Source organism: SAR86 cluster bacterium (genome assembly GCA_023703535.1).
Taxonomy (GTDB): domain Bacteria; phylum Pseudomonadota; class Gammaproteobacteria; order Magnimaribacterales; family TMED112; genus TMED112.
The window spans coordinates 975,624-1,001,860 of the sequence record CP097967.1; the positions used below are offsets into that span (position 1 = coordinate 975,624).

Sequence of the window (26,237 nt, forward strand, 5' to 3'; positions counted from 1 at the left end):
AGTGCTACTACTTGCTTCTGCGTCAGCTAGGAGAACAGACCTTCTTGATTTGATTAATATTAAACATAAAGTTGTCAAACAAGACTTTGATGAATCTTCAATAGTTGAAAGTGATCCAATTGAATGCTCTAAATTAATCGTAAAGGGTAAGAACCAAAGTGCTAGAACTCTACTAAATGATAATGATTTAGAGTATCCAGTTTTAACAGCAGATACACTTGTATTTTCCCCTGATAAAAAAATTTATGGGAAACCAAAAAAGCATGAAACGAATATAGCAATGCTTAAGGAATTTTCAGGAAAGGAACATAGTGTTTTTACATCTGTGATGATTTCAACTAAGGAGAAATCAGTTATGAGGACTTGTGAAACAAAGGTGACTTTCTGTGAAATGTCTGAAAAAGAGATCAAAGATTATGTTTATTCTGATGAAGGCTTAGAAAAAGCTGGAGGTTATGGAATACATGGACCTGCAGGAAAATTTATAGCCATAATAAATGGAAGTTATACCAATGTAGTAGGACTTCCAGTTCATGAAACTTATGAACTAATTAAAGAAATACAAAGAAATTAATTTTTATTAGCAAATTCAATAATTTTATTTTTAATTTTTGGAGTACTATCTAGAAATTTCATTCCACCATCAAGTAAGATTTTCATAAAACCTCTGGAATTTGAAAACATTGCATATAATGATTGAATAATCCATGTCATCTGGATATTTTTTTGAGATCTAATATTTGAGTAAGCTGCTATAGCATCATCTTCTAAATCTATGATTTCTTTAAGATTTTTCTCAATCTCAATAATGTCTCCAATACCGAGGTTCAATCCTTGTCCTGCCATGGGATGAAATGAATTCGCAGCATCGCCGCATAGAAAAACTCCATCTTTAAATAATTTTTTTGCCCTTGAATGGCTTAATTCTGCTGAATTTGTTAGCGAAATATTATTGGTATCGATTTTAATTTGAAAATTCTTAAAAATTTGTTTTAGTTCAGTTTCAGGATTTTCTTTTGTATTAGTACAAAAAATTACTGAATAATATTTTTTTTTATCGAGGTTGATTGGTAAGAAAGCCAATGTGCCTGTTTCTAGAAAATATTGTTTAGCCTCAGAATTATGGTTTGCCTCTACTAAGAAAGTATATGCCTTTTGATCATAGAACCATTTTTCAATTTCAAAATTTATTAACTCACGAATTTTTGAATTACTGCCATCAGTTGCAAAAACAACGTCAGCAATAATATTTTTTGTCCCAGTTAGTTCAATTTTATTATCCTTAAAATCTATTTTTTGAATTTCATTGTTCCAAACAATATAGTCTTTAAGTTCATCAATTAAATTTTTATTTAGCCAGTCAAGAAGACATATGCTTGTGACCTTATCTATCTCATCAGATTTTAATATAAGGTTCTTTTTTGACTCATGAAATAAAGACATCTTGTTTACAGGGGTTGAATATTTATTTATATCTATATCAGGAAATAATTTATTTAAAAGGATTATTGATTGTTTAGTTAATGCTACAGTTCGATCTCCTTTTTTTTGATATTGAGGAGACCTTTCAAGAATTTTAAATGGGATATTATTATTTTTTAATATTTTCCCTAATAAACATCCGATTACTCCAGCACCTACTATTACTACCTGCTTATGCATTTTTAAGCCATTAATTTTTCTATTTCATCAGAATGTGATGGCACTTCATTAGTTAAATTAATAGACCCTTTATTTGTTGCTAGAATATCATCTTCAATTCGGATTCCAATGCCTTTCCACTTTGAATCTACAGGCGCTGACTCATTAATATATATGCCTGGCTCAATAGTCATAATCATATTTTCTTTAAATTTAATTTCTTCATCTTTGTATGTATAAGGACTGTCATCATGAACATCTAGTCCAATCCAATGACCGATTTTATGATAATAAAATTCCCTAAATAATTTCTTTTCAAGAATTTCTTCTAGTGGCTCTTTTAAAAAACCAAGGTCCTTTAATCCTTGTGAAATTACTTCTTCTGAGGTTTTTTGAGGATTCATGCATGAATTTCCTACAACAATAGCTTCAGTAGATTTCTTATGTGCTTCTAGAACAACTTCATAAATTGCTTTTTGCTCTGCTGAAAATTTTCCGCTTATAGGAAATGTTCTTGTTATGTCAGAGGCGTAGTAATTATATTCACAACCAGCATCTACTAAAACTAGATCAGATTCCTTAATAGTTTTATTGTTTTCAATATAATGAAGAATGCATGCATTACTTCCACCCGCAACAATTGGGGTGTAAGAAGGAAAATTTGAGCCCCCTTCCCTAAAATAATTTAAATATAAACTCTCTATATCAAATTCAGACATTCCTTTCTTTATATTCATCAAAGCTTTTTTATGTGCTTTTGCAGCAATTTCACAAGATTTTCTCATCAAACTTAACTCATGTTCATCCTTTATAAGTCTCATCATCCCCAGTTCATTTGAGAAATTTTTTATATCAATATTTGCTTGATGTCTCTCAAGATTATTTGCCTTATTTACCCATGAGCTAACAGATGCATCAAAGTTTTTATCTTTACCAATTAAGCAGTAAAGATTTGTTTTTCCCTTGATCATTTCCGGTATTAAATTTTCTTTTTCTGTAATATCAAAACATTCGTCAAATCCAAAGGTTCCTTTTGCGCCATCAACTCCATGCATGAACCCATCCCATTTTTCTAATTCAAGATTTCTTTCTCTACAAAAGAGAGTTGATTTGCCATTATTTTCTATCATTATTAAAGAATCAGGTTCAACAAAGCCAGATAAATAATAAAAGTTGCTATCTTGTCGGAAAAAATAACTTGAATCATTGTTTCTAAATTTGAGATTTGCAGAGTTAATTAAAAAGCATGAGTTGCTTTCCATAAGTTTTGAAATCTCTTTTCTTCTTTTTACGTATGTTTTATTGTTAAAATCATCCATGAACACGTAATATTATGCATGAAAAAATCAAAAATTTATCAGAACTTGTAGATAAACTCATAGAGCTCAACTTCAAGGTAAAAACAGAAAATAAATCGCTCAAAGGGAAAATAATAGAACTAGAACAAAAAATTTCTAATTTAGTTAAAGAAAATCAACTATTAGTGATGGATTCAAAAGATAAGAATGAGTGATCAATTTTCCGGAACTAAAGAAGTATCAGAAAAGCTGGCATTTAATCTTGAAGATTTAAATATTTATTTAGAAAAAAAAGATATTAATATCGGAAACATTTTAAATTATGAACAATTTAAGGGTGGTCAATCTAACCCAACATATCTTTTAACCTCAGAAAATAACAAATATGTTTTAAGAAGAAAGCCACCAGGTAAGCTGCTTAAATCTGCACATGCTGTTGATAGAGAATATAAAGTCTTAACATCACTTCAAAACACTGAAGTACCAACCCCAAAAACAATTCATCTTTGTGAAGATGAATCTGTAATAGGAACAATTTTTTACATAATGGAATTTTGTGATGGAAATATTTTCTGGGATCCATTTGCTTCTGAAATTGATAAGGGAAGAAGGTCACTTGTGTTTGATCAACTTAATCAAGGAATATCTCTTTTACACATCCAAGATATTAAAACTTTAGAGCTTGAAGATTTTGGAAAAGCTGGAAATTATATTGAACGTCAAGTCTCTAGATGGACAAAACAATATTTTGATTCAGAGACAGAGAAAATTGATTCAATGCATAAACTAATTGAATGGCTACCTAAAAGAATTCCTAAACAAAAATATGTTTCCATTGTTCATGGAGATTATCGATTAGATAATGTGGTTTTTGATAACAACGACAATAATATTGCGATTTTAGACTGGGAGCTTTCGACAATTGGAGATCCTCTTGCTGACTTTGGATATCATTGTCTGTTGTGGCATATAGGGAAAATTGATAATGATGTTGCCAAAGGGTTAGGAATACCAAATGAGGATGAATATCTGAAAAAATATCTTTCCAGAACGAAAATGCAGTGAATATTGATTTACTCTTAGACAAAATGTGGAAAATGTATACAAGCTATACTCCATCAGCGAACCAAATCTCAAAACTATTTAATGAAGAAGTTACAAATGATCACATAGCTTTCAGAACTTTCAATACCGAGCATCTCAGTATAAACAGACAAGCAAAATTTCTTGAACAATATGGTTATTATCATGGAGGTGACTATGACTTTAAAGTTAAAAAACTTAAGGCAATTCATCTTGAAAATGATGACGAGAATAGACCTAAAATATTCTTATCTGAGCTCTTATGTGAAGAGTTTTCTAATGAACTGCAAAACGTAGTAGTTGAAATTTCAGAAAAAACTAAGGATATATCTCCAGAAGAACTTTTGCTTGGTGGAAGAAAGTGGAATATTGATTTAGATACATATAATAGTTTGGCTAAAGAGTCAGAATATGCTTCTTGGCTATATATTTGGGGTTTTTGTCCAAATCATTTTACTATTTCAGTAAATCACCTAGAAAATTTCTCCAGTTTGATTGAAGTAAACAATCTTCTTAAAAAAAATAATTTCAAATTAAATATATCAGGAGGGGAAATAAAGGGATCAAAAGAGGAGCTTCTTGAGCAATCATCAATACTCGCAGATGAGATGCCAGTATTTTTTGGAAACTCAAAACAAATTCTTCCAAGCTGTTATTACGAATTTGCAAAAAGGTATCCTGGTAAAGATGGCAAAATCTATCAAGGTTTTGTAGCAAAGTCAGCTGATAAGATTTTTGAAAGTACGAATAAAAAAAATTAGTCTTTTATCTCTGAATAAGGAATTTTAATAAAATCATGATTCTTTATATCTGGGTCGGGCATTTGATACCCTTCAATTATCGCTTCTTCACTGTTCCAATCAATAATATCTAAATCTAGAGTTCTAGGTGTAAATTTATTATTGGGATCTCTTACCCTTCCGCAATGTAACTCTATTTTTTTTAATTCAGAAAGAGTTTCTCTAAATGATGATTTAGTTTTGCATTTGAGCACCATATTTATAAAGCTATTTCCGTCCATTCCAACCGGATCAGAATAATACTCTTTGCTCATTGAATCAATTTCAATAATCTTTGATTTATGAATTAAATCGATTCCTTTCTCAATATTTATTTGTGGCTTGATATTTGAACCAACTAATACATAAAACTTATTCATATGATTTAGAGTCTCTCTCTATAATCACTCCGACATCTTTTGAAAATCTTAATGCACCAGGTTTTGAAACTCTTAGCTTAATCCATTTAACTTTATACTGTTTAATGACCATCTCTGCTATTTTTTCAGCAAAAGTTTCAACAAGTTCAAATTTATTCTCTTCGACAAAGGAAATAATAGCTTTAGTTATAGATTTATAATCAGTGGCGGCTTCAATAGTATCTTTTTTAGCAGCAGCTGAGTTATCTTGGTTTATTTCATAGGAGATGCTAATTTTTTGTTTGATTTTTTTTTCCCAATCAAAAATTCCAATTGTGCCCATTACTTCTAAGTCTTTTACGTAAATTTTATCCATGGTTATTAAATTTCCTCCACTGCCCATCTTGGCCTAGGAAAAATATTCTTTTCAATTAATAGATTATATTTCTTTCTAATAAAACCTGCATATGCAATCATTGCTGCGTTATCGGTGCAATATTCGAATTTTGGATAAAAAACTTCAATACCCTCCTCATCTGCAATTTGTTTTAAAACTTGCCTAAGGTTTTTGTTTGCAGCAACACCCCCAGAGCAAATAATTTTTTTTATTCCTGTTTTCTTCGATGCTTTAAAAAGTTTAAAAGCTAAAATATCTATAACTGCTTCTTGAAATGATGCGGCTACATCAGGATAATCACTAACTTGTAATTCTTCTAGTTGATATAAGACTGAGGTTTTTAAACCACTAAAGCTAAAATCCAGATTATCTTCAGATTTTAATGCTCTTGGAAAGTTAAATCTTTTTGAATCACCGTTTTCAGCAAGTTTTGAAACTTTTGGACCGCCTGGATACTCTAAACCAAGCAATTTACCTACTTTATCAAATGCTTCTCCACATGCATCATCAATTGTTTCACCAATAACCTTATATGTCCCAAAACTTTCACAGACAATAATTTGTGTATGTCCTCCTGAAACTAAAAGACAGATATATGGTGGTTTCAGTTCACTATATTCCATACATGGAGCAAGTATATGTCCCTCCAGATGGTTTATAGGAATTAGACCGACATCTAATAACTTCGACAATGTCTTTGCTACAGTATCACCAATTAGAAGTGATCCAATTAACCCTGGCCCAGCGGTATATGAAATGAAATTTATATTTTTCAGCTTTTCACCAGACTCATTTAAGAGATTTTCTAAAAGTGGAATTATCTTTAAACTATGGTCTCTAGCAGCAATTTCAGGCACAACACCCCCATATTCTTTAAATAGATCTACTTGTGAGTGTACAGAATTAGCTACAAGTCCATTTTCCTCTGAGTAAATAGCAAGTGCAGTTTCATCACACGATGTTTCAATGCCTAATATATTCATTGTTGATTCTCATCAAATAACCCTTAAAATACTCTCTACATTATGCCAAGTATAAAAATTAAAGAAACTGAATCATTTGATGTTGGTTTAAGAAAATTCAGAAGAGCTTGCGAAAGAGCAGGTGTCGTTAATGAAATAAGAAAAAGAGAATTCTATGAAAAGCCAACAGAAGAGAGAAAAAGAAAAGCTGCTGCGGCTCTAAAAAGAAACTATAAAAGAGTTATGAAAGACTCCTTCTCTAAGCTTAAATAACTTGGAATCTTTAAAAGATAAAATCAATTCAAAATTAAAAGAAGCAATGTTGGCAAAAAACGTTTTTGTCCGCGACACGCTTAGACTCATAACTTCTGAAATTAAAAGATTTGAGGTAGATAACAGATCTGAAGTGAAAGACGAAGATGTAATCTCTATTCTTAAGAAAATGTCGAAGCAAAGAAAAGATTCAATAGAACAATATTCAAAAGGAGGTAGACCAGACCTTGAAAAAATTGAGTCTGATGAATTAAAAATAATCGATGAATATTTACCTGTGGCAGTTCAAGGTGAGGAACTTCAGGCAATCATTAAAGAAATTATTGCTGAAAAGGGTCTTGAAGGTATGCAAGGAATGGGCATCTTAATGAAAGAACTAAAAAGCTTGCATCCTAATGCTGACATGTCCCAAGCCAGCAATTATGCCAAAGAGTTTTTATCTTGATCTATAAGAATTAGGTAATTCCTCTTCTTTTGTATATCTCTCAGTCAATTCATCATACCTATTAGATAAATCTTGTTTTGAACCGTCTATAAAAACTGTTTCCACTTGTGTCATAAGTTCTAGTGGATCATTATCCCAAATAGCCAAATCAGCATCATAACCAATTGCTATAACTCCAACATTTTTAATATCAAAAATTTCTGCAGGGTTTGATGTTACTGATGCAAGCGCCTCATTATAACTAACTCCTAATGCAACTGCATTGCCTGCTGATTGTGTAGCTAAATATGCATTATGAGCACCTGATGATTGATCATAATAAAAGGCCAATTTAACTCCGGCACTATGAAGACGTGAAACATTTTCATAAGTAGCATTTAATGAATCAAATGACCCTGGTATGTTATTTAAAGGATCCATAATTACAGGAACTTCTGCTTTCGAAATTTCTTCAGCTACCATATGTCCCTCATTTGCTTCCCATAAGACAAGATTTATATTTTCTGATTTTGCCATTTCCAAAACTTTTAAAATATCTGTAGCTTTGTTAACTCGTACAACCAATGGCATCTCTTTATTAATAACTTTCTGAATTGCTTCTAAATCTCTTTTTGTAAATCTATATTCGTTATCAGTCCCATAAAAAAATTGGATTTGATCTGCTTTCGTAGAGTCATATCCATTTCTTACATAGGAAAATAAATCTTCTATAAACATTAAATTTGCAGCTCTAGAATCGTCGTATGACTGGCCATAACTTGTAAGCAACCCAAGAGGTCCTTGTTTTTTTTGTTTGAGGCCATTGTTTATTTTTGTATATGACAACAATCCAGCAAAGTATCCAGAAGCGCTTGGTATATTTACAGTTGACGTGACACCTTTTGATCTATTTAGTCTAATTGCTTGTGAAAAGGGATTGAAAGCATCGCTTGGATCAAACCCAGCATTATATGTTTCAGAACGTATATCAATAGTTTCTGGTAAAGCTCCAATTTCAATTAAACCTAATGCAGAAAAAACAATTAATCCAGGTGTAATGTATTTACCGTCAGAATTTATTACATTTTCTGAAACGCTTGAATCGATTTCATCCTCAATGGAAATTATTAAACCCTCATCAACTAAGATATCTTTTTTTACAAACCCTACGTTTGGAAGAAATACATTTCCTCCTTTTAATAAATACATATCATCAGCATGAGGAAAAAGAAAAAACGGAAATAAAATTAAAAATCTTATTAATCTCATTATTTTTCCTCCCACTCTTTTATACCAATATCAAAATCTGTATGCGGCATGAAATTAGATGCTTTATCGAATGTTAGAGCTCCATCGATATATACTTGTTCAGCTTTTGTGTAAACGCTAAATGGATTACCGCTCCAAATTACTAAATCAGCATCTTTTCCTAAATCCAAAGTTCCTGTCTTATCTAATATTCCAAGTGATTTCGCAGGATTTTTTGTGAGCCAAGTCATTGCTCTAGCTTCTGAAATTTCAAATCCTGCTCTTCTTCCTGCTGCTAATGCTTTAGCTGCTTCCTGATTAAGTCTTTGTATTCCGCTTGCACTATCTGAGTGCACTATTGCACAACCCGCACCACCTCGAGCCTGATCAACTATTGCAATGTTGGCGATAGTCATATCATATGCTTCATGTTTAAACCCCCACCAATCTGCCCAAAGAGCTGCACATATTCCCTCATCGGCAAGGAGATCAGCAATTTTATAGGCTTCTACACCATGGTGAAATGTTGAAACTTTGTATCCAAACTCTTGAGATATATTGATCATAGTAGCCATTTCGTCAGCTCTATAACAGTGATTATGAACAAGAATTTTCCCATCTAACACACCTACTAGAGTCTCGTTTTTTATATCTCTGTATTCTGGATCTCTTTCTAAACGTTTTTTATGATTTTCTGCTCCTATCCATGCTTTTCTATAACCAGCAACATTTCCCATTCTTGTTGATGGTCCTCTTGATCTATAAACTCTTTTGGGGTTTTCTCCACATGCCATTTTAAGTGAATGAGGTGCATCAGGAAATTTCATATCAGGAACAGTATTTGCGGAAACATTTTTAAGGGTAACCCCTCTTCCACCAAATAAATTTGCTGAGCCAGGCAAAACATGGAAAGTAGTTACTCCTCCAGCTAAAGCAAGTTTATATTGTGGATCTTGAGACCAAACACTATGCTCTGCCCAAACTTCAGCTGTTACTGGATTTGTTGCTTCATTACCATCACTACTAGTTCTTACACCTGGAGCAGGATAGACTCCCATATGCGAATGGTTATCAACTATTCCTGGAGTTACATATTTTCCAGTTGCATCAATCTCTCTCGCACCCTCTACCTCCAAATCAACTCCAAGATTTTTAATTTTTCCATCAGAAAAATGCACATCAAAATCAAGAAATTTGTTCCCGTTACCATCAAAAATGGTCGCATTTCTAATTACTACATTTTCAGATTTAAGGGGGGTATACGTGGAAGCATAGGTTCCATGAATATCATCTTCAAAATTTTTTGCTGAGCCCTCAATCTCAGATTTAAAAATTGATGGAGCATCGGAACCACATCCATATAAAACAGCTAATGTAAGCAGTACAATTAATTTTTTTATCATGACTTTTTCCTTAGATGTACCTCCAAATCAACTCCAAGATTTTTAATTTTTCCATCAGAAAAATGCACATCAAAATCAAGAAATTTGTTCCCGTTACCATCAAAAATGGTCGCATTTCTAATTACTACATTTTCAGATTTAAGGGGGGTATACGTGGAAGCATAGGTTCCATGAATATCATCTTCAAAATTTTTTGCTGAGCCCTCAATCTCAGATTTAAAAATTGATGGAGCATCGGAACCACATCCATATAAAACAGCTAATGTAAGCAGTACAATTAATTTTTTTATCATGACTTTTTCCTTAGATGTATAATAGTAAACAACTATTACACCTATGCAAAGAACTGATAAACGTAACTTTGATCAACTCAGAGAAATAAGCATAACTCCTACATTTAATATTCATGCAGAAGGTTCTGCTCTGACTAAATTTGGAAATACACATGTGATCTGTAATGCAACTATAGAAAAGGCAATTCCTAGATGGATGACAGATGTGAAAACAGGATGGGTTACTGCTGAATACGGGATGTTACCAAGATCAACTAATGAAAGAATGAACAGAGAAGCACAGAGAGGCAAGCAGTCTGGAAGGACTCTTGAAATACAAAGACTAATAGGCAGATCTCTGAGGCAAGTAGTAGATTTAAAAAAACTTACAGGCTACACAATAACTGTAGATTGTGATGTTATTCAGGCAGATGGTGGAACTAGAACAGCTTCTATAACTGGTGGCACCGTTGCATTATGTCTTGCTCTTAAAAAAATAAATATGGAAGATGCAATAAATAATTTAGTTGCAGCAGTAAGTGTTGGAGTAAATAATAAAACCTGTCTTCTAGATTTGAACTATGAGGAAGATAGTAGTGCAGATTCAGATATTAATATTGTCATGAATGAAAATCTTGATTTAATCGAAGTTCAAGGAACTGCTGAAGAAAAACCATTCTCTAAAGAAGAATTTAGTACTTTGATAAATTTAGCGGAAAATGGGATAAAAGATCTTATTTCCCTTCAAAGAGAGATCATAGAGGATAAGTGAAAAAATATCAGAAGAAATTCATCGAACTATCATTAAAAGCAAAAGCATTGAAATTCGGGGATTTTACGCTCAAATCTGGAAGACAAAGTCCATACTTTTTTAATGCAGCATCATTAATTGAATACGGAGAATTATCAATATTAGCTGATTGTTTAAAGGCAAAGGTTAAAGAAGATGGTCTTAAATTTGACATGATTTTTGGACCTGCATATAAGGGTATTTTTTTAGCTACTCTACTAGCAAATAAAATGAGTGAGAAAAAAAGAATGCCAGTTTGTTTCAATAGAAAGGAGATTAAGGATTATGGAGAGGGTGGAATGCTCATTGGAGCAAAACCAAAAGGCAAGGTTTTAATTATTGATGATGTCCTATCATCAGGACTAGCAATAAGTGAGAGTGTAAATTTTCTTTCCTTCTATGATGTGGAGATAGTAGGTGCTTTGGTAACCCTTAATAGACTTGAAAAAGGACTGAATACAGATAACACAGCCTCAGGCGAATTGGAGCTTAAAGGAATAAATATTTTCCAGATTATATCTTTGGACGACTTATTGGAAGCAGATGAATTGATTAGTAAAGAAAATGCAAAAAAAATGAAAGAATACAGAGAGAACTATAGAGGTAATGATGTTTAGTGGAATAGTTCAAACTGTAGGAAAGATTGAATCGATTAAGGATAAAAACCACATTAAAACAATAAGAATTGAAACACATGGCAACTATCCTGAAGATATTGCTATAGGGCAAAGTGTGTCAGTTGATGGGGTTTGCCTGTCTTTGGTTAAAAAAAATAAAGAATACTGTGAATTTGAAGCAGTTGAAGAAACAATAAATAGGACCACTTTAGGAAGTTATAAGCAAGGCACAAAAGTAAATTTAGAGAAATCTCTTAAATTCGGTGATACTGTTGGCGGACATTTTGTTTCAGGACATATTCATACCAAAGGCAGGATAGTTGAAGTAGAGTTAATTGGGGAATCTAAAAATATTCTTGTTGAAATCGAAGAAAAATGGATAAAGTATTTAACTGAAAAAGGTTACATTTCTGTTAACGGTGCCAGCATAACAATAGGAAAGGTTTCAAAAAACACCTTTTATGTTCATCTTATTCCTGAAACATTAAAGACAACAAATCTTGACGAACTTATTTACGACAACTATGTAAATTTAGAGTTTGATCAAACAACAATAGCTATTGTTGATACAACTGAGAGACTAATCAATCAAAAGAGATAAAATTCCTGCTCTAAGATAAAGACCATTTTCAACTTGATCCAAAATAATAGAATTATTTGAATTAGAAACTGATTTTGTTATTTCATAATCAAGATTTACAGGGCCAGGATGCATAATCTTTCCATCGAAATTGGTAAATTCAAGAAATTTATCATTAACTTGATAATTTTTTATGTAATTTTGTAAGTCTAAATTTTCGTCTTCGAGAAATCTTTCATTTTGAATTCTAAGCACATATAGAAAGTCAAAGCCCTCAAGACAATTTTCAGTAATATCATTTTTCTGAGGTGTAAAATTTGATGGTATTAATTCTTTTGGACCGAAAAATTCTATTTGTGTGCAGTCCATTTTTTTAAGTCCTGAAAAAAGAGACGGAATTACTCTGGAATGTTTAACATCTCCTATAATTGCTACTTTTGCATCAGATATATTCTTTAATTTTGAAATTGTAAATGCATCAAGAAGCCCCTGTGTTGGATGCGCATGATTACCATCTCCGGCATTTATAAAAAGAACTTCTTTTGGTAATAATTTTGCTATTTGTTCCGATATTTTATTTTCTGGGTGTCTCATCACAAGCCCATCAATCTTTAATGATATTAATGTATTTAATGTATCTTCTAATGACTCCCCTTTTTGAACTGATGAAAGGGATGGTGAAAAATCTAAAACATTAAAACCTAAAGCTTTAGCTGCATGTTCAAAGGAAAGTTTTGTTCTGGTACTAGGCTCCCAAAAAAAGAGACAAATTGTTTTGTTTTCTCCAACTTTTTTTAAATTAGGCCAAGTTTTTTCAATATTTAAAGCCTCAGAAAAAAAACCCTCAATTTGTTTTTTATCAAGCTTTTCAACTGTTGTTAATTTATTCATGCCATTCTTCTCTTTACTTCAGTAACAGTTTTGTTTTTTCTCAATAGGTTTGTAATTTTGCTGAGATGTTTAGTATTTTTTACTGTATATTTTATGTTAAGTTCAATAAAGTTCTCATCTAATTGTTGTGTAGCAACACCTTGAATATTTGAATCGTTCTGTGAAATAATTTTTGAAATCTCTGCAAGTACTCCTGGCTCGTTTTTGAGAGTAAGTTTGAGTGTTGATGTAAATTCTGCATCAGGATCTTGTTCCCAAATAACATCTGAACAGCTTCCTTGTTTGTTAATAAGAAATTTTAAATTTTTGCATCCGTTTCGATGAACAGATATTCCTAATTCATTATGTACGGCCAGGCATGGGTCTCCTGAGACTGGATAGCAACATTCTGGGAAGCTTATAGCGCCGTATTTTTTTGCGGAACCTATTTTTATTTTTGATGTAATTTCTGCTTGCCTTTTAAATCCTCTCAAACCCTCTGCAAAACTTTGCAAAACAATATTACTTGTTCTTTTTCCTGAACCAATATCAACCAAGAGTTGGTTAAGGTTTCTTACTCCTAAGAGCTTAAAAACTCCTTTTAGATTTTCATCAGGGTATTCTTTTAGTTCTATCCCAGCGTCTTCCAATGAATTTTCTAGCAAATCTTTCCCAAGAACTCTTAGATCAGCTAGCCGCATATTTTTTAACTGTCTTTTTATCGAATGAATTGCTTTTGGAGTAACTACATAGTTAAGCCAATCAGGATTAACCGTCTTCTTCTTGCCTTTGATGATCTCAATTGTTTGTCCACTTTCAAGGATTGTTGTAACAGGTGATAGTTTTTTATCTATTTCACATGATAAACAGTAATTTCCTAGCTCGTTGTGTATAGCATAGGCAAAATCGATTGGAGTTGCGCCCTGATTTAGGGAAAAGATTCTCCCATTTGGAGAGAAGACATAAACCTCTTTCCCTTTTAGATCAGTTTTTAGGTTTTGTAAAAATTCTTGAGATGAAGAACTACTCTTAGACATTTCTGTTAATCTTTGAACTAACTGTCTAGATTTTGCCTGTATCAAATCATCACTAACATTAGTTTTATAGAGCCCATGTGAAGCTATTCCATAGTTTGCGAAAGTTTCCATTGCTGAACTTTGAATTTGAACTTCCATAGGAACACCATCGAAAGTCATCACTACAGTATGTAATGCTTGATATCCATTAGCTTTTGGCACCGCAACATAATCTTTGAATTTCCCAACTAGTGGAGTAAAAATACTATGTATAAGGCCTAATGATCTGTAACAATCTCCAGCATTTTTCACAACGACTCTAAAAGCAAAAACATCATAAATATCTGAAAAAGATGTCTTTTTAGCTTTCATTTTTTGATAAATACTAAAAATTCTTTTTTCTCTTCCTGTAATTTTGACAACTATATTATTTTCACGAAATTTTGTCTTTAGAACTTTCTTGACTTTTGAAATCATACTTTTTCTACTTAGATCACTTTTCTTCAGCGCATCTTTTATTAGCTGATACCTAATTGGATGTAAGGTTTTAAAAGATATATCTTCAAGATCTGTAGCCATTTTGTGCATTCCAATCTGATGAGCTAGTGGTGCGTAAAGTTCTAAAGTCTCTTTGGATTTTTTTATTTGTTTATCTCTAGGTAAGTGCTCGATTGTTTTTAAGTTATGTAATCTATCTGCCAATTTGATTATTACTACTCTTACATCTTCTGCTGTAGCTAAAGCCATTTTTTGAAAATATTCTGCCTGTCCTTGATCAATTAATTTTTCATCTAACTGAAGGAGCTTTGTAACTCCATTCACTAAATTGCTTACATTTTTGCCAAATAATTTTTTTACTTCTTTAAGAGATATTTCGCAGTCTTCTACAACATCATGAAGAAGGCCTGCAACAATCGTATCCCCATCCATTTTTAACCCTGCTAGAATTATTCCTACATTTATAGGGTGTATGAGGAATGGCTCTCCACTTTTTCTGAATTGGCCGTCATGGGCCTTATCAGCAAAATCAACTGCCTTTTGTATATTTTTTCTTGCGCTTGTTGCTAGATATTTTTTGGATAAGTCGTCTAACTCATAGCTAAGCTTTGAGGTTTTAGGTTTTTTAAAGATATTTAAAGACTCAAGCAAATAAAACTCCTACTCATCATTTTCATTATCAAGAATTTCAGCTTCAGTGTCACTAACGTCTTCAGAAGAAATATTCTCCTCATCTAGCAACCCCTCTTCAATCTCTCTTAATGCAATGATAGTAGGTTTATCTTCTTCAGGATCTACCAAAGGTTCAGAACTTGTTGAAATAAGATCTCGCGCCCTTTGCGCAGCTTTGAGAACAAGTTCGAATCTACTTTCAACTTGTTTTAAACAATCTTCTACTGTAACTCTAGCCATGGTTTTCTCTGAAGATGATATTAATAAGCTTTTTAGTAGCTGTGTCAAGTGAAAAGTTAATAATTTCATGTTTGAAGTTTGTTTTTTGCAAAATTTCTTTTTCAGCTCCACTGACTCTTTGATTTATTACGTCTTCCGAATCTAATCCTCTATCAAGAAGTCTCTGTCTTAAATCCTCTATAGATGGAGGTGATATAAAAACACTTTCAGCCTTTGGATATGCTTTTAAAATATTTAAAGCTCCTTGCCAATCTATTTCCATTATCACAATAAAATCATCTTCTAAAAAAGAATCAATTGAGTCTTTTGGTGTGCCATATAAATTTCCATGAACCATTGCATATTCAACGTATATCTCATTATTTATGTTTTCTTTAAATGTATTCTCATCAATAAAACAATAATCAACACCATCTATTTCTCCTTCCCTTGGTGTTCTGGTTGTATGTGAGAGTGTTAAATGAACTTTATATCCATTACTTTCTGCATGGCTTAAAATGTTTTTAATTAAACTAGTTTTTCCAGCTCCTGATGGAGCAGTAATTATGAAGAGCTGATCTTGCTTATCACTCAACATTTTGTGCGTGCTCTTTAACTCTTTCAATATAACTTTTTAGCTCAACAGACTCGTTTTTAATATCGGCAATTAATGCTTTTGATGACATAGTGTTAGCCTCTCTCAATAACTCTTGAGTGTAGAAATCTAATTTTTTACCGATTGGTTGTTTCAAATGAATTAATTCTTTAACTAAATCTAAATGTGAAACAAACCTTACAACTTCCTCATTAATATCCGATTTATTAATATTTGAAAAAACCTCTGAAAAATTAATCTCTTTCCCCTCTGCATTTAACTCTTTTCTGTATTGTTTAAATTTTTTAAAGATTTGTTTTGAATTTACTTTTTCTAATTTCTTTACCCTTTTAATAATCTTCTCCATCTCTCCGATAAGCTTTACTAAATCTTTTTTAATATTTTTTCCTTCTTTGTCTCTTGTAACTTTTAAATTAAAAATTGCTTTTGAAACAAGATCTTTTAACCCAGATGGGCTTTCAGAAATTTGTCTCGAGGAAAAATCTTGAATTTTTATTAATTGGGCTAAAGAAGAAGGGCCAACATTAACACCTTTCGATTTCAAATCTAATTCACTTTTCTTTATGAGCTTAATAAAACTTTTATCTAAAGATAGGTTCTCTGTCTGTTTATTTGAACTGATAAGTTCAATCTCAATCTTTCCCCTAGAAAACTTACTATTTATTTTTTCTCGTACCCAACCCTCATTTTCTTTTAGCTCTGCTGGGAGTTTAATTGAAACCTCTAAAAACCTACTATTAAGTGATTTTAGAATACATTTATATTCAATTTTATCTTTAGTAAGTGTTTCAACACTAAAGCCTGTCATGCTTTTCATATATCAAACATTTTAAATAATTAAAATTTTCTCCACTATTATATAAATATAAACATAATAATAAGTAGCAAATGTCGGAAGGAAATAAAATAAATGCAACTTCTTTACCTATATCTTCATTAAAAGGGGTTGGTGAAAAACTTTCAAATTCTTTAATAAAACTTGGTATTAGAAACCTCGAAGACTTGCTATTTCACTTTCCAATTGATTATTTAGATAGAACTAAGCTGGAACAAATAGCTGACTTAACCCCTGAAAATGACTTTGTAATAAGAGGTGAAATAGAAAAGGTTTCACAAACTTTCGTTCCCAGAAAGATGTTGTTGGTAAAAGTCAAAGATAACAGTGGACATATCTTTTTAAGATTTTTTTATTATTTCCCAAGTTTAAGAAATATATTTAAAGAAGGAGCAAACATCCAAGTTGCTGGAAAAAGTAGATTAGGGAGATATGGTTTAGAAACAATTCATCCTGATTATGAGATTTTAAATAATGAAGATTTTATTCCAAAGATACTTCCAAAATATCGTTTAACGAAAGGAATAACACAGCAAAAAATAAGGAAAATAATATCTCAAACATGTGAACTTTTAAGAGATAAGAAAATTGAGATAGATGATTATATTAACCATCCAAATTTTCAATCCCTAAATGATGCAGTTGTAGGAATCCATCAACCAGATCATAAAAATCCGATAAATGACTATTTAATAGGAGGAGAATCAGAAGCAAGATTGAGAATTGGTTTAGAAGAAATCATTGCAAATAAAATAAGTTATCTGTCAATAAAAGAGCAGAATCAGAATAGGCCTGCTGAAAAATTTAAAAACAACACACTAGCAACAAATATTGAAGAAAATTTACCTTTCTCATTAACAACAGATCAAAAAAAGAGCTATCAAGAAATTGCTGAAGATATGGCATCAGGATCACCGATGTTAAGACTTCTTCAGGGAGATGTAGGGTCTGGTAAAACAATTGTTGCAGCACTTATTGCTGCGCATGTAGTAGAGGACCAAAAACAGGTAGTTATTCTTGCTCCTACCACTATTCTTGCAAACCAACATTATGAGAGTTTCTGTGAATGGTATGGGAATAATGAAAATATAGTTTTACTTACTTCAAAACTTCCAGTTAAAGAAAAAAGGGAGATTTATCAAAAAATAAGTGATGGAATAGTAAAAATAATAATAGGCACACATGCAGTATTTCAGGATGAGTTAATTTATCAAAATTTATCGCTTGTTATATATGATGAGCAACATAGATTTGGTGTAAATCAGAGACTAAAACTTAAAGAAAAAGCAAATGATTATCCCCATCAACTCCTTCTTTCGGCAACGCCAATACCAAGAACTATGGCAATGGGTGTTTTATCAGGTTTAGATATCTCTACAATCAAATCACTTCCACCTAACAGAATTCCGGTTACGACTTCAACCCTTACAAATTCAAAAAGAGATGCACTAATTAAAAGAATTCAAAATGCTATTGCGAACGATTCACAGGTTTACTGGGTTTGCCCTTTAATTGAAGAGAGTGAAAATGAGCTAACAGGCATAGAGGAACTAGAAAAAATTTTAAAAAAAGAATTTTCGAAAAATGATTATGAAATTATTCATGGAAAAATGAAGGATGATGAGAAGAAAGCAATTATAAAAAACTTTAAAGAATGTAAAACTAAAATTCTTCTTGCTACTACTGTAATAGAAGTTGGAATAGATGTACCTGATGCAAACATAATGGTAATTGAAAATGCAGAAAGATTTGGTCTTTCACAATTGCATCAATTAAGAGGAAGAGTAGGAAGAGGAACAAAAGAGAGTTTCTGTATATTAATGCATAGTGAAACTCTTTCGGAAATATCAAAGGAAAGATTAAGAATTATTACTGAAACTTCAGATGGATTTTCAATCGCAGAGTCAGATTTAAAATTACGTGGCCCTGGTGATATATTGGGACTTTCACAAACTGGGCTACCTAGTTTTACTTTTTACGATCTTTTATCTAATAAAGAATTGCAGAATGAAGCAGATAAATATGCAAAAGATATTATAAAACTACCAGTTGAATCCCAAAGAAAAATTATTGAGAGGTGGTTCCCAGCCCATCTTGAGTTATCTGATGTTTAGTTATGAGCAATTGAATAAATGGTATTAAATAAAATTCCTGTCCCAAGTGTTCCAAAAATTAAAATTAAATAATCTATAAGAGTTACTGCAAACAATTTTTTCCAACTCTGCTCAGGATTTACTTTTTTAAATGCAGCTATTTTAAAAAAAGTGAAAGCAAATAGAAATACAACTGCACCAAGAATAAAAATACTTGTCATTAAAGTAATGGAGCTATCACTAGGCTAACAATAGCCATAACATTAATTAATATATTCATTGAAGGTCCTGAAGTGTCTTTAAAAGGATCACCGACAGTATCACCTACAACGGTTGCTGAATGTGTATCAGTACCCTTTCCACCAAAGTTACCCTTCTCAACAAATTTCTTAGCATTATCCCAAGCGCCTCCAGCATTAGCCATCATCAGAGCCATTAAAACACATCCTAGTAATGCTCCAGCTAACATGCCGCCAAGATGAATTGGTCCTAAAACAAAACCTACAATTACTGGTGACAGTATTGCAATTGCTCCAGGCAATAACATTTTATTTAAAGCAGCTTTAGTTGCTATATCTACACACTTTGCATTATCTGGTTCGGCTTTTCCCTCCAGTAAGCCTGGAATTTCTCTAAATTGTCTTCTAATTTCTTCAATCATTTCAAATGCTGCATCCCCAACTGCTGTCATAGTAATTGATGAAACCAAGAATGGAATTGAGCCTCCAATAAACATGCCCATTAAAACTTTTGGATCATCTAATGAAAGCTGCTCTACATCAGCAGCTAACATGTAAGCTGCAATAATCGCTAATGCTGCAAGAGCTGCTGCTCCAATTGCAAACCCCTTTCCTATTGCTGCTGTAGTATTTCCAAGTTCATCTAATGAATCTGTTATTTCTCTAACTTCACTTTTCATACCGCTCATTTCTGCAATACCGCCAGCATTATCTGCAACAGGCCCATATGCATCTATTGCCATCGTAATTCCTACTGTTGACAACATTCCAACTGCTGCAATGCCTACGCCGTATAAACCTGAGAAATATGTAGATAATCCAACTATACCTGCAATTACAAATAAAGGCAGAACTACTGATTGCATCCCTACACTTAAACCAGTAATCATTACAGTTGCAGGCCCAGTTTCACCAGATTTTGCTATTTTGCCAACTGGAGAATTTTCTGTATCCCCCCCTGTGTAGTATTCAGTAATGAGTCCAATTAAAATTCCACCAACCGCTCCAGTAAGCACAGAATAGAAATATTTCATTTCTATAGGAGAGTAGTAAATACTTACACCAGCAAATATAAGGAAAATTACTGGTGACAAAAACGTTCCCCATCTAAGTGCAACTGCAGGTGATCTAGACACTTGTGTTCTTACAATACCTATACCAATCAAAGAACAAAATAACCCAGAAGCTGCAAGCCATAAAGGTAAAAACATCAAATTTGGATCTAACATTGTTGCTGCAATTGCGATTGATGCAATCATTGCACCGCAATAAGATTCAAAAATATCTGAACCCATTCCAGCAATATCGCCAACATTATCGCCAACATTATCTGCGATAACACCTGGATTTCTTGGATCATCTTCAGGTATTCCAGCCTCAATTTTTCCTACAAGGTCAGCACCAACATCTGCACTTTTTGTGTAAATTCCTCCACCAACTCTTGAAAATAAAGCTACTGCTGAAGCACCAACACCAAAACCTTCTAGGGCTTTTGCAATTTTATCGAGATCATCTATTGCTCCAGAGAAGTAGAAAAACAATCCACCTAAGCCAACTAACCCCATTGATGCAACACACAGTCCCATGATTGAACCACCAAAAAAAGATATTGATAAAGCTTGTTCTTGACCATGATTTTCTGCAGCTGTAGCTGTTCTTACATTAGCTTTTGTTGCTGAGTACATTCCTATGAATCCTGCAATTGCAGATGAAAGTGCGCCAACTGCGATCGCTAAGGCTGTGTACCAGCCTAGTGGTGAAAGTCCGCAAGCTAAAACTAAGGCTAGAACTACTGGAGCAAGGATTTTGTATTCAGTTATCATGAATACTTTAGCTCCTAGATGTATTTGATCTCCAATTTTTACGACTGATTGTTTACCAGCCGGAAATTTCATTATTAATCCATATAAAATAAATGCGAATATTAGCCCTATAAAGCCTGTTGCAAATGGTCCCCAAGGGTCCATTGGTCCAATTATTAAAGTCTCCATCATTATCCCAACTTGTTAAATGTTTTTTCTTCTAATTCACTTTCAGATTTAGCTACTATACATGAGACTGCGGCATCTCCGCAAACATTTACTGAGGTTCGGATCATATCTAAAATTCTGTCTACAGCTAAAATTAAACCAATTGCATCTAAAGGCAATCCTACTGATCCTAAGATAAGAGCGAGAGTCACTGTCCCTGCCGATGGTACTGCCGCAGTTCCAATTGAAGTTACCATTGCAAGTAAAACTATTTGACCATACTGAACAAGAGAGAGGTCTACTCCGACTGTGCTCGCAATAAACATTGTAGCTAGCCCCTGCATTATTGCTGTTCCATCCATATTTATGGTAGCGCCAACAGGGACAACAAAGGAGGCAACATCTTTTTTTACACCTAGATCATCTGATACGGTTTTCAAAGTTACTGGAATTGTTGCAGCACTTGATGATGTTGAAAAAGCGAATAAAGCTACGTTTCTCATTTTTCTAAAGAAAATAATTGGATTTAAATTTGCAAAAATTTTAAGTATTAACGAATAGGTAAAAAATAAATGAAAAAATAAGACAAACATTAAAATTAAAACATATTGAGCAAGGTCTCCAAAAACATTTAGTCCTTTTGCCATTACATAACTTCCGATTAAGCAAAATACTCCAAAAGGTGCAAAATTCATGATCAGTAAAACAATTTTTAAAAAGACAATATTCATTTTTTCAAAAGCTTTTGAAAGCCCTGAAGTCAAATCATCTGTGAGATTTAATGCAATACCAAATAAAATACTTATGAAAACAATACCTAACATATTATTCTCTACAAAAGCTCCAAAAATATTACTTGGAAATATTCTTAGTACAGTTTGATAAAGATCTGCACTTCCCTGCACAGGTTCATAAGATTCAACTTCACCCTCGTACCCAGATAAATTAAATACCCAACCAAAAAATAAAGCTAAAGAAACAGCTAATCCTGTAGTCAGTAGATATAAACCAATTGTTTTAGTTGCTATAGAGCCAAGCTTAACCATATTTGAAAGAGAGGATATACCTGAGACCAATGAGAAAAATACTAAAGGAACTACAATCAATAAAAGAAGATTCTTAAATACCTGTCCTCCAAGATTAAAAATATATTTTTCAACAGCTAGAAATACATCAACTGGTATTTGTGCTTGGAAATAGAAAAATATGGAAGCAATTATTACCCCGAGTGTCATTCCCAATAAGACATTTCTTGTTAAATTTTTTGGTGCATCTAATGTTTTCATATTTCTACCATATCAAAATCTTCTTTACCTACTCCACATTCCGGGCAAACCCAGTCTTCCGGTACATCTTCCCATCTAGTGCCAGGTTCCAGTCCATCCTCTGGATGCCCTTTTTCTTCATCATACACCCAACCGCAGACAATGCATTCCCATTTTTTAAATTCCATAAATATCTCTTTTCTAAGGATGGTATTATAATCAATCCTCACATATTTATGACACCTTTAATTGAAACAAACTGGGAGCTTTTCGATGAAAAAGAGAATGTTGATTTCAAACAAATGAATGGATGGATTAGTGAAGATAAATCACTAATTAATCGACTAGAAAATAAGTATGGAACAATTAATTTAGAAGTTCTTAATGAGGAAGAAACTGAATATTCAGATAAAGAATTAGGCTTTGAACGGGTAAAGGGGAACTTAAGAAAAGTTTTTCTCAAAGCACAAAAAGATATTGTTTATGCCGAATCTTTTTTTAGTTCAAAAGTTTATAAAAAATTTCCTAAATTTAAGCGGCTAGCTAATGAACCCTTAGGAAAATATCTTTTTAATAACCCTTTGATATCAAAAAAAGAAACTTATGTTGCAAAATATTCTTTAGGAAATAATAAATACTTAGGTAGAAAATGTATTTATGATTTAGATGGAGAAAGTTTTTTTGTAGTAGAAGTTTTTTTATTTCATGAATAAATTTAATGCATATTTGAATCTCATAAGATTCTATAATCCAATTGGTTTTTGGTTATTGTTGTGGCCTGGAATGTGGGGGCTCTTTATGAGTGAAAATTTTGAAATTAAGCACTTTGCTATAGTTTTGGTAGGAGCATTTCTAACAAGATCTCTAGGTTGTGCAATAAATGATTATTTTGACATTGGTTTTGATAGCCAGGTCAAAAGAACAAAGAATAGACCACTTGCAAATAAAACATTATCTAAAGTTGAAGCCTTAATTTGTATTATTTTTTTAGGAATGATGTGTCTATTTATTCTCTATTTAACAAACTTATTTGTGATCTTATTTGTTCTACTTGTGGCCGCACCATTAATAATTGTCTATCCACTTACAAAAAGATTTCTGCCAATACCGCAGCTATTTTTGGGGTTAACTTTCGGTTTATCTTTGCCTATTTCATATGCCATAGTCGAGCAAAATATTTCTTTTGATATTCTGTTGATGTATTTAGCATGTGTATGTTGGATTACTGCATATGATAGTCTCTATGCAATGAACGATATAGAGGATGATAAAAAAATTTCCATAAACTCACTTCCAATATTTTTCGGACAAAATAGATACATTGCTATACAAGTTTTCTTTGGAATCTTTTTGGCGATAATGTTTTTTATTTCTTTTAAAAACTCTTTGAGCATTTTATCGATAGGTATTTTTTTCATTATTTACCAAATTTATTTTCAAATTAAATTGTCAAAATCTGGTCAACATTTTGAAGCCTTTCAATCTAACAGCCATATAGGACTTGTTATTGCTACTTTAATATTTTTAGAAAATCATCATGACTTACTCTATTAAAAAAAATTGTAAGCAACTCAAAACGACAATAAGTCAAAACCAAAAAAGGGAAGACATATTTTTTTCATTTGAATTCTTAAGTGCCCTAGAGGAGTCAGACTGCTTAGATGCAGATTCTGGTTGGACACCAAATTATTTAGTTCATGAAACAGATGCAGTTATTCCATTCTATGAGAAAGAAAATAGTCATGGAGAATTTGTATTCGATTATGCCTGGGCAAATGCTTATTTTAGGTATGGTCAAAGGTATTATCCGAAACTTGTAATGAGTGTGCCTTTTACACCAGTAGATGGTAATAGAATTTTTTCTAAATCGAATAAAGATGGGATGTCTGCTCTTAATAGTCTTGTTGATTATACAAGGCAAAATGATTTCTCATCATTACATGCTTTATTTGTTGCGAAAGAACAAAGAGATATCTTTAGCTCTCAAGAATTTATTGAAAGAAATGATTGCAATTTTGTATGGAAAAACCAATCTTATAGTGATTTTGATGATTTTTTAGAGGCTCTCTCCTCTAGACACAGAAAGAATATTAAGAAAGAAAGAAAATATATTAATTCTCTAGGGATAGAGTTTGAGATTGTAAAAAATATTAAAAAGGAAGATTGGGATGATTTTTATCTTTTCTATGCTCTTACATATGTAAAGAGAGGTCAAAAACCATATTTAAATGAAAACTTTTTCTTAAAATTATCCAATCTAAAGCCTCAGATTATTTTTGCTCACAAAGGAGGTTACAGAATAGCAGCAGCTCTATTCTTTAATAATAAGGACACTCTTTATGGTAGGTACTGGGGTTCTAAAGAGGAAATTAATTATCTGCATTTTGAGATGTGCTACTACCAGGGAATTGAACTTGCTATTAATCAAAAAAACCAAAATTTTGATCCTGGGATACAGGGCCATCATAAGCTCAAAAGAGGTTTTGAGCCAATAATAAATACTTCATTCCATTGGATAAAAAATTCAGAATTTCGTAAAGCAATAAGAAAGTTCTGTGATGAAGAATCTAAAAATATCTTCCAGTATTTTGAGCAATCAAAAAAATATTTACCTTATAAAAATGCAGGAATATGAGAAAACAAATCATCATATTGTAATTTGTTCAGCAAATTATCTTAGATTAAAAAAAATTCTAAAAAATTTTTCTGAAACTAAGGTAGAACTTAATAGAAAAGAAAAAAAAAGTAGATTCAAAGCTAAATTTTTATTAAAAAAATTATCAAAACATACTACAGATTCAGTTCTTGAGTTTTCAAACCTTGATTCATCTTTTCTAAATGTCTTCAATATTGAAATAAATATTTATCATGATGTTGAACTTGCTGAGGTAAAATCTCTTAATGGTTTTCATCCGAATAAATTTCCATTCCAAAGTGAAAATATTCCTAAATCTGAAGACGAAAAGTCTCAACAAAATAGATTTTTAACGGAAGTTCTTGATACCATCTTAACAGGAGATTTTTATGAAGAATAAAAAACTAATTATTTACATTCATGGCTGGAATTCGCATAAGAAAGCACGTAAGGCAGTTCTTATTGCCGATGAGCTTAAATCGAATATAGATTTTGAGGTATGTTCTCTCACTCTTCATCACCATCCTAGAGAAGCAATAAGCCAACTTACAGAAATTATAGAAATGGAGAGAAAAAACAGAGAGGTTTGTCTTATTGGAAGCTCACTCGGGGGTTATTTTTCTGTTTACCTTGCAGAAAAGTACAATTTGAAAGCTGCAATGATTAATCCTGCAGTTTGGGCATACAAAATTTTTAAGAATAATATGGGTAAAAATATTAATGGTAATACTGGTGTAGAGTACATCGTTGATGACGAATGGGTTAATAGTCTCAAGGAAATATTTATTGAAAAAATAACTCATGAAAATTATTTGGTTTTACTTCAAACCGGAGATGAGACCCTTAATTATGAGTTTGCAGAAAAATACTTTAAAGGTTCAAAAATAGAAATTGATAAAGGTGGCAATCATAGTTTTGAAAATTTAGAATCAAAAATTCCAAATATTCTTGATCATTTCTCATAAAAACTCCTAATACTGAAATTTCCTTGCTTATAAAGACAAAAAGTTTTAAATTTAAATTGCATTTAGACTTTGCACCATACTCCTTATATTTGAGGAGCCCTATAGGGTAAAAGGTTAAAATCGTTCATCTTCGAAAGAAGACGGAAGTAAGCGAAAGCTGAAGGAACGCGGCGTTAAACCCGATCGAGTTTAACTTCATTACTCCTGCAGATAAAAAT

General features: G+C 32.2%; 32 protein-coding genes and 1 riboswitch. Of the genes, 15 read left to right on the plus strand and 17 right to left on the minus strand.

Going from position 1 to position 26,237, the window contains the following annotated elements:
- Nucleotide 1 precedes the first annotated feature (1 nt).
- Entirely contained in the window at nucleotides 2–574 is a 573-nt protein-coding gene (locus M9B42_05025; GenBank protein ID URQ64132.1) for a Maf family protein, read from the plus strand.
- Here the strand turns inward: M9B42_05025 and M9B42_05030 are convergent.
- Together M9B42_05030 and M9B42_05035 are read right to left on the minus strand one after the other, a co-directional pair.
- Complete coding sequence (locus M9B42_05030; GenBank protein URQ64133.1) at nucleotides 571–1,662, minus strand: FAD-dependent monooxygenase; 1,092 nt, start codon at nucleotides 1,660–1,662, stop codon at nucleotides 571–573. The genes M9B42_05025 and M9B42_05030 overlap by 4 nt on opposite strands.
- A 2-nt stretch (nucleotides 1,663–1,664) precedes the next feature.
- A complete protein-coding gene (locus M9B42_05035) occupies nucleotides 1,665–2,960 on the minus strand; it encodes an aminopeptidase P N-terminal domain-containing protein (GenBank protein URQ64134.1) in 1,296 nt (431 codons plus the stop codon).
- A gap of 14 nt (nucleotides 2,961–2,974) precedes the next feature.
- On the opposite strand from M9B42_05035, the gene M9B42_05040 reads away from it, so the two are divergent.
- From M9B42_05040 to M9B42_05050, 3 genes are read left to right on the plus strand one after another with little or no spacing between them, the layout of a single operon-like run.
- Nucleotides 2,975–3,154, plus strand: a complete 180-nt coding sequence (locus tag M9B42_05040) for a hypothetical protein (protein ID URQ64135.1) — start codon at nucleotides 2,975–2,977, stop codon at nucleotides 3,152–3,154.
- The gene (locus M9B42_05045) at nucleotides 3,147–4,004 is read left to right on the plus strand and encodes a phosphotransferase family protein (protein URQ64136.1); all 858 of its coding nucleotides are present in this window, start codon (nucleotides 3,147–3,149) and stop codon (nucleotides 4,002–4,004) included. The genes M9B42_05040 and M9B42_05045 overlap by 8 nt, the downstream gene beginning before the upstream one ends.
- Nucleotides 4,005–4,036: 32 nt before the next feature.
- Nucleotides 4,037–4,783: a DUF1338 domain-containing protein gene (locus tag M9B42_05050; protein ID URQ64137.1), complete on the plus strand. Its 747-nt coding sequence runs from the start codon at nucleotides 4,037–4,039 to the stop codon at nucleotides 4,781–4,783.
- On the opposite strand, the gene folK is transcribed toward M9B42_05050, so the two are convergent.
- The 3 genes from folK to tsaD are packed head-to-tail and all read right to left on the minus strand — an operon-like array spanning nucleotide 4,780 to nucleotide 6,540.
- Entirely contained in the window at nucleotides 4,780–5,181 is a 402-nt protein-coding gene (gene folK / locus M9B42_05055) for a 2-amino-4-hydroxy-6-hydroxymethyldihydropteridine diphosphokinase (protein ID URQ64138.1), read from the minus strand. The genes M9B42_05050 and folK overlap by 4 nt on opposite strands.
- Nucleotides 5,174–5,536: a dihydroneopterin aldolase gene (gene folB, locus M9B42_05060; GenBank protein URQ64139.1), complete on the minus strand. Its 363-nt coding sequence runs from the start codon at nucleotides 5,534–5,536 to the stop codon at nucleotides 5,174–5,176. The genes folK and folB overlap by 8 nt, the downstream gene beginning before the upstream one ends.
- A 5-nt stretch (nucleotides 5,537–5,541) precedes the next feature.
- Nucleotides 5,542–6,540, minus strand: coding sequence for a tRNA (adenosine(37)-N6)-threonylcarbamoyltransferase complex transferase subunit TsaD (gene tsaD / locus M9B42_05065; protein ID URQ64140.1), 999 nt, complete (start codon nucleotides 6,538–6,540; stop codon nucleotides 5,542–5,544).
- 42 nt (nucleotides 6,541–6,582) lie between these two features.
- On the opposite strand from tsaD, the gene rpsU reads away from it, so the two are divergent.
- Complete coding sequence (gene rpsU / locus M9B42_05070) at nucleotides 6,583–6,792, plus strand: 30S ribosomal protein S21 (GenBank protein ID URQ64141.1); 210 nt, start codon at nucleotides 6,583–6,585, stop codon at nucleotides 6,790–6,792.
- 1 nt (nucleotide 6,793) lies between these two features.
- Nucleotides 6,794–7,237, plus strand: a complete 444-nt coding sequence (locus M9B42_05075; GenBank protein ID URQ64142.1) for a GatB/YqeY domain-containing protein — start codon at nucleotides 6,794–6,796, stop codon at nucleotides 7,235–7,237.
- Here the strand turns inward: M9B42_05075 and M9B42_05080 are convergent.
- From M9B42_05080 to M9B42_05090, 3 genes are read right to left on the minus strand one after another with little or no spacing between them, the layout of a single operon-like run.
- Nucleotides 7,229–8,485, minus strand: a complete 1,257-nt coding sequence (locus tag M9B42_05080) for an amidohydrolase family protein (protein ID URQ64143.1) — start codon at nucleotides 8,483–8,485, stop codon at nucleotides 7,229–7,231. The two genes, M9B42_05075 and M9B42_05080, sit on opposite strands and share 9 nt — an antisense overlap.
- Nucleotides 8,485–9,867, minus strand: coding sequence for an amidohydrolase (locus M9B42_05085; protein URQ64144.1), 1,383 nt, complete (start codon nucleotides 9,865–9,867; stop codon nucleotides 8,485–8,487). The genes M9B42_05080 and M9B42_05085 overlap by 1 nt, the downstream gene beginning before the upstream one ends.
- Nucleotides 9,864–10,160: a hypothetical protein gene (locus tag M9B42_05090; protein URQ64145.1), complete on the minus strand. Its 297-nt coding sequence runs from the start codon at nucleotides 10,158–10,160 to the stop codon at nucleotides 9,864–9,866. Before M9B42_05090 ends, M9B42_05085 begins: the two co-directional genes overlap by 4 nt.
- A 43-nt stretch (nucleotides 10,161–10,203) precedes the next feature.
- Between M9B42_05090 and rph the strand changes: the two genes are divergently transcribed.
- From rph to M9B42_05105, 3 genes are read left to right on the plus strand one after another with little or no spacing between them, the layout of a single operon-like run.
- A complete protein-coding gene (rph, locus tag M9B42_05095; GenBank protein ID URQ64146.1) occupies nucleotides 10,204–10,911 on the plus strand; it encodes a ribonuclease PH in 708 nt (235 codons plus the stop codon).
- A complete protein-coding gene (gene pyrE / locus M9B42_05100; GenBank protein URQ64147.1) occupies nucleotides 10,908–11,546 on the plus strand; it encodes an orotate phosphoribosyltransferase in 639 nt (212 codons plus the stop codon). Before rph ends, pyrE begins: the two co-directional genes overlap by 4 nt.
- Nucleotides 11,539–12,147, plus strand: a complete 609-nt coding sequence (locus M9B42_05105; GenBank protein ID URQ64148.1) for a riboflavin synthase subunit alpha — start codon at nucleotides 11,539–11,541, stop codon at nucleotides 12,145–12,147. The genes pyrE and M9B42_05105 overlap by 8 nt, the downstream gene beginning before the upstream one ends.
- Here M9B42_05105 and M9B42_05110 read toward each other — a convergent pair.
- The 5 genes from M9B42_05110 to M9B42_05130 are packed head-to-tail and all read right to left on the minus strand — an operon-like array spanning nucleotide 12,127 to nucleotide 16,834.
- On the minus strand, nucleotides 12,127–13,017 hold the full coding sequence (locus tag M9B42_05110) for an aspartate carbamoyltransferase catalytic subunit (protein URQ64149.1): 891 nt from the start codon (nucleotides 13,015–13,017) through the stop codon (nucleotides 12,127–12,129). The genes M9B42_05105 and M9B42_05110 overlap by 21 nt on opposite strands.
- Entirely contained in the window at nucleotides 13,014–15,161 is a 2,148-nt protein-coding gene (locus tag M9B42_05115) for a bifunctional (p)ppGpp synthetase/guanosine-3',5'-bis(diphosphate) 3'-pyrophosphohydrolase (protein ID URQ64150.1), read from the minus strand. The genes M9B42_05110 and M9B42_05115 overlap by 4 nt, the downstream gene beginning before the upstream one ends.
- A 9-nt stretch (nucleotides 15,162–15,170) precedes the next feature.
- Nucleotides 15,171–15,422: a DNA-directed RNA polymerase subunit omega gene (gene rpoZ, locus M9B42_05120; GenBank protein ID URQ64151.1), complete on the minus strand. Its 252-nt coding sequence runs from the start codon at nucleotides 15,420–15,422 to the stop codon at nucleotides 15,171–15,173.
- Complete coding sequence (gene gmk, locus M9B42_05125; protein URQ64152.1) at nucleotides 15,415–15,999, minus strand: guanylate kinase; 585 nt, start codon at nucleotides 15,997–15,999, stop codon at nucleotides 15,415–15,417. The genes rpoZ and gmk overlap by 8 nt, the downstream gene beginning before the upstream one ends.
- Nucleotides 15,989–16,834, minus strand: coding sequence for a DUF1732 domain-containing protein (locus M9B42_05130; GenBank protein URQ64153.1), 846 nt, complete (start codon nucleotides 16,832–16,834; stop codon nucleotides 15,989–15,991). Before M9B42_05130 ends, gmk begins: the two co-directional genes overlap by 11 nt.
- A 71-nt stretch (nucleotides 16,835–16,905) precedes the next feature.
- Between M9B42_05130 and M9B42_05135 the strand changes: the two genes are divergently transcribed.
- Entirely contained in the window at nucleotides 16,906–18,966 is a 2,061-nt protein-coding gene (locus tag M9B42_05135; GenBank protein URQ64154.1) for an ATP-dependent DNA helicase RecG, read from the plus strand.
- Here M9B42_05135 and M9B42_05140 read toward each other — a convergent pair.
- From M9B42_05140 to M9B42_05155, 4 genes are read right to left on the minus strand one after another with little or no spacing between them, the layout of a single operon-like run.
- Nucleotides 18,963–19,166, minus strand: coding sequence for a hypothetical protein (locus M9B42_05140; GenBank protein URQ64155.1), 204 nt, complete (start codon nucleotides 19,164–19,166; stop codon nucleotides 18,963–18,965). The two genes, M9B42_05135 and M9B42_05140, sit on opposite strands and share 4 nt — an antisense overlap.
- Complete coding sequence (locus M9B42_05145; GenBank protein ID URQ64800.1) at nucleotides 19,166–21,175, minus strand: sodium-translocating pyrophosphatase; 2,010 nt, start codon at nucleotides 21,173–21,175, stop codon at nucleotides 19,166–19,168. The genes M9B42_05140 and M9B42_05145 overlap by 1 nt, the downstream gene beginning before the upstream one ends.
- 2 nt (nucleotides 21,176–21,177) lie before the next feature.
- A complete protein-coding gene (locus M9B42_05150) occupies nucleotides 21,178–22,440 on the minus strand; it encodes a dicarboxylate/amino acid:cation symporter (protein URQ64156.1) in 1,263 nt (420 codons plus the stop codon).
- Entirely contained in the window at nucleotides 22,437–22,607 is a 171-nt protein-coding gene (locus M9B42_05155; GenBank protein URQ64157.1) for a rubredoxin, read from the minus strand. Before M9B42_05155 ends, M9B42_05150 begins: the two co-directional genes overlap by 4 nt.
- A 48-nt stretch (nucleotides 22,608–22,655) precedes the next feature.
- Between M9B42_05155 and M9B42_05160 the strand changes: the two genes are divergently transcribed.
- From M9B42_05160 to M9B42_05180, 5 genes are read left to right on the plus strand one after another with little or no spacing between them, the layout of a single operon-like run.
- A complete protein-coding gene (locus tag M9B42_05160; protein ID URQ64158.1) occupies nucleotides 22,656–23,132 on the plus strand; it encodes a chorismate lyase in 477 nt (158 codons plus the stop codon).
- Nucleotides 23,125–23,973 carry a 4-hydroxybenzoate octaprenyltransferase gene (locus M9B42_05165; GenBank protein ID URQ64159.1) on the plus strand — a complete coding sequence of 283 codons (849 nt, stop codon included), beginning with the start codon at nucleotides 23,125–23,127 and terminating at the stop codon, nucleotides 23,971–23,973. The genes M9B42_05160 and M9B42_05165 overlap by 8 nt, the downstream gene beginning before the upstream one ends.
- A complete protein-coding gene (locus M9B42_05170) occupies nucleotides 23,957–25,054 on the plus strand; it encodes a GNAT family N-acetyltransferase (GenBank protein URQ64160.1) in 1,098 nt (365 codons plus the stop codon). Before M9B42_05165 ends, M9B42_05170 begins: the two co-directional genes overlap by 17 nt.
- Complete coding sequence (locus tag M9B42_05175; protein URQ64161.1) at nucleotides 25,041–25,454, plus strand: DUF1249 domain-containing protein; 414 nt, start codon at nucleotides 25,041–25,043, stop codon at nucleotides 25,452–25,454. The genes M9B42_05170 and M9B42_05175 overlap by 14 nt, the downstream gene beginning before the upstream one ends.
- Nucleotides 25,444–26,019 carry an esterase gene (locus M9B42_05180; GenBank protein ID URQ64162.1) on the plus strand — a complete coding sequence of 192 codons (576 nt, stop codon included), beginning with the start codon at nucleotides 25,444–25,446 and terminating at the stop codon, nucleotides 26,017–26,019. Before M9B42_05175 ends, M9B42_05180 begins: the two co-directional genes overlap by 11 nt.
- A 119-nt stretch (nucleotides 26,020–26,138) precedes the next feature.
- Nucleotides 26,139–26,191, plus strand: a riboswitch (Glutamine riboswitch).
- The last annotated feature ends 46 nt before the right edge of the window (nucleotides 26,192–26,237 follow it).

Coding starts and splice junctions, on each gene's coding strand:
- folB (URQ64139.1), bottom strand. CDS start 5,536: ATGGATAAAATTTACGTAAAAGACTTAGAAGTAATGGGCACAATTGGA.
- M9B42_05145 (URQ64800.1), bottom strand. CDS start 21,175: ATGGAGACTTTAATAATTGGACCAATGGACCCTTGGGGACCATTTGCA.
- M9B42_05160 (URQ64158.1), top strand. CDS start 22,656: ATGACACCTTTAATTGAAACAAACTGGGAGCTTTTCGATGAAAAAGAG.
- M9B42_05090 (URQ64145.1), bottom strand. CDS start 10,160: ATGATAAAAAAATTAATTGTACTGCTTACATTAGCTGTTTTATATGGA.
- rpsU (URQ64141.1), top strand. CDS start 6,583: ATGCCAAGTATAAAAATTAAAGAAACTGAATCATTTGATGTTGGTTTA.
- M9B42_05050 (URQ64137.1), top strand. CDS start 4,037: ATGTATACAAGCTATACTCCATCAGCGAACCAAATCTCAAAACTATTT.
- M9B42_05030 (URQ64133.1), bottom strand. CDS start 1,662: ATGCATAAGCAGGTAGTAATAGTAGGTGCTGGAGTAATCGGATGTTTA.
- M9B42_05080 (URQ64143.1), bottom strand. CDS start 8,485: ATGAGATTAATAAGATTTTTAATTTTATTTCCGTTTTTTCTTTTTCCT.
- folK (URQ64138.1), bottom strand. CDS start 5,181: ATGAATAAGTTTTATGTATTAGTTGGTTCAAATATCAAGCCACAAATA.
- M9B42_05150 (URQ64156.1), bottom strand. CDS start 22,440: ATGAAAACATTAGATGCACCAAAAAATTTAACAAGAAATGTCTTATTG.
- M9B42_05045 (URQ64136.1), top strand. CDS start 3,147: ATGAGTGATCAATTTTCCGGAACTAAAGAAGTATCAGAAAAGCTGGCA.
- M9B42_05110 (URQ64149.1), bottom strand. CDS start 13,017: ATGAATAAATTAACAACAGTTGAAAAGCTTGATAAAAAACAAATTGAG.
- M9B42_05130 (URQ64153.1), bottom strand. CDS start 16,834: ATGAAAAGCATGACAGGCTTTAGTGTTGAAACACTTACTAAAGATAAA.
- M9B42_05135 (URQ64154.1), top strand. CDS start 16,906: ATGTCGGAAGGAAATAAAATAAATGCAACTTCTTTACCTATATCTTCA.
- rph (URQ64146.1), top strand. CDS start 10,204: ATGCAAAGAACTGATAAACGTAACTTTGATCAACTCAGAGAAATAAGC.
- M9B42_05085 (URQ64144.1), bottom strand. CDS start 9,867: ATGATAAAAAAATTAATTGTACTGCTTACATTAGCTGTTTTATATGGA.
- M9B42_05035 (URQ64134.1), bottom strand. CDS start 2,960: ATGGATGATTTTAACAATAAAACATACGTAAAAAGAAGAAAAGAGATT.
- M9B42_05105 (URQ64148.1), top strand. CDS start 11,539: ATGTTTAGTGGAATAGTTCAAACTGTAGGAAAGATTGAATCGATTAAG.
- M9B42_05175 (URQ64161.1), top strand. CDS start 25,041: ATGCAGGAATATGAGAAAACAAATCATCATATTGTAATTTGTTCAGCA.
- M9B42_05170 (URQ64160.1), top strand. CDS start 23,957: ATGACTTACTCTATTAAAAAAAATTGTAAGCAACTCAAAACGACAATA.
- M9B42_05180 (URQ64162.1), top strand. CDS start 25,444: ATGAAGAATAAAAAACTAATTATTTACATTCATGGCTGGAATTCGCAT.
- M9B42_05165 (URQ64159.1), top strand. CDS start 23,125: ATGAATAAATTTAATGCATATTTGAATCTCATAAGATTCTATAATCCA.
- M9B42_05155 (URQ64157.1), bottom strand. CDS start 22,607: ATGGAATTTAAAAAATGGGAATGCATTGTCTGCGGTTGGGTGTATGAT.
- tsaD (URQ64140.1), bottom strand. CDS start 6,540: ATGAATATATTAGGCATTGAAACATCGTGTGATGAAACTGCACTTGCT.
- gmk (URQ64152.1), bottom strand. CDS start 15,999: ATGTTGAGTGATAAGCAAGATCAGCTCTTCATAATTACTGCTCCATCA.
- M9B42_05140 (URQ64155.1), bottom strand. CDS start 19,166: ATGACAAGTATTTTTATTCTTGGTGCAGTTGTATTTCTATTTGCTTTC.
- M9B42_05040 (URQ64135.1), top strand. CDS start 2,975: ATGCATGAAAAAATCAAAAATTTATCAGAACTTGTAGATAAACTCATA.
- rpoZ (URQ64151.1), bottom strand. CDS start 15,422: ATGGCTAGAGTTACAGTAGAAGATTGTTTAAAACAAGTTGAAAGTAGA.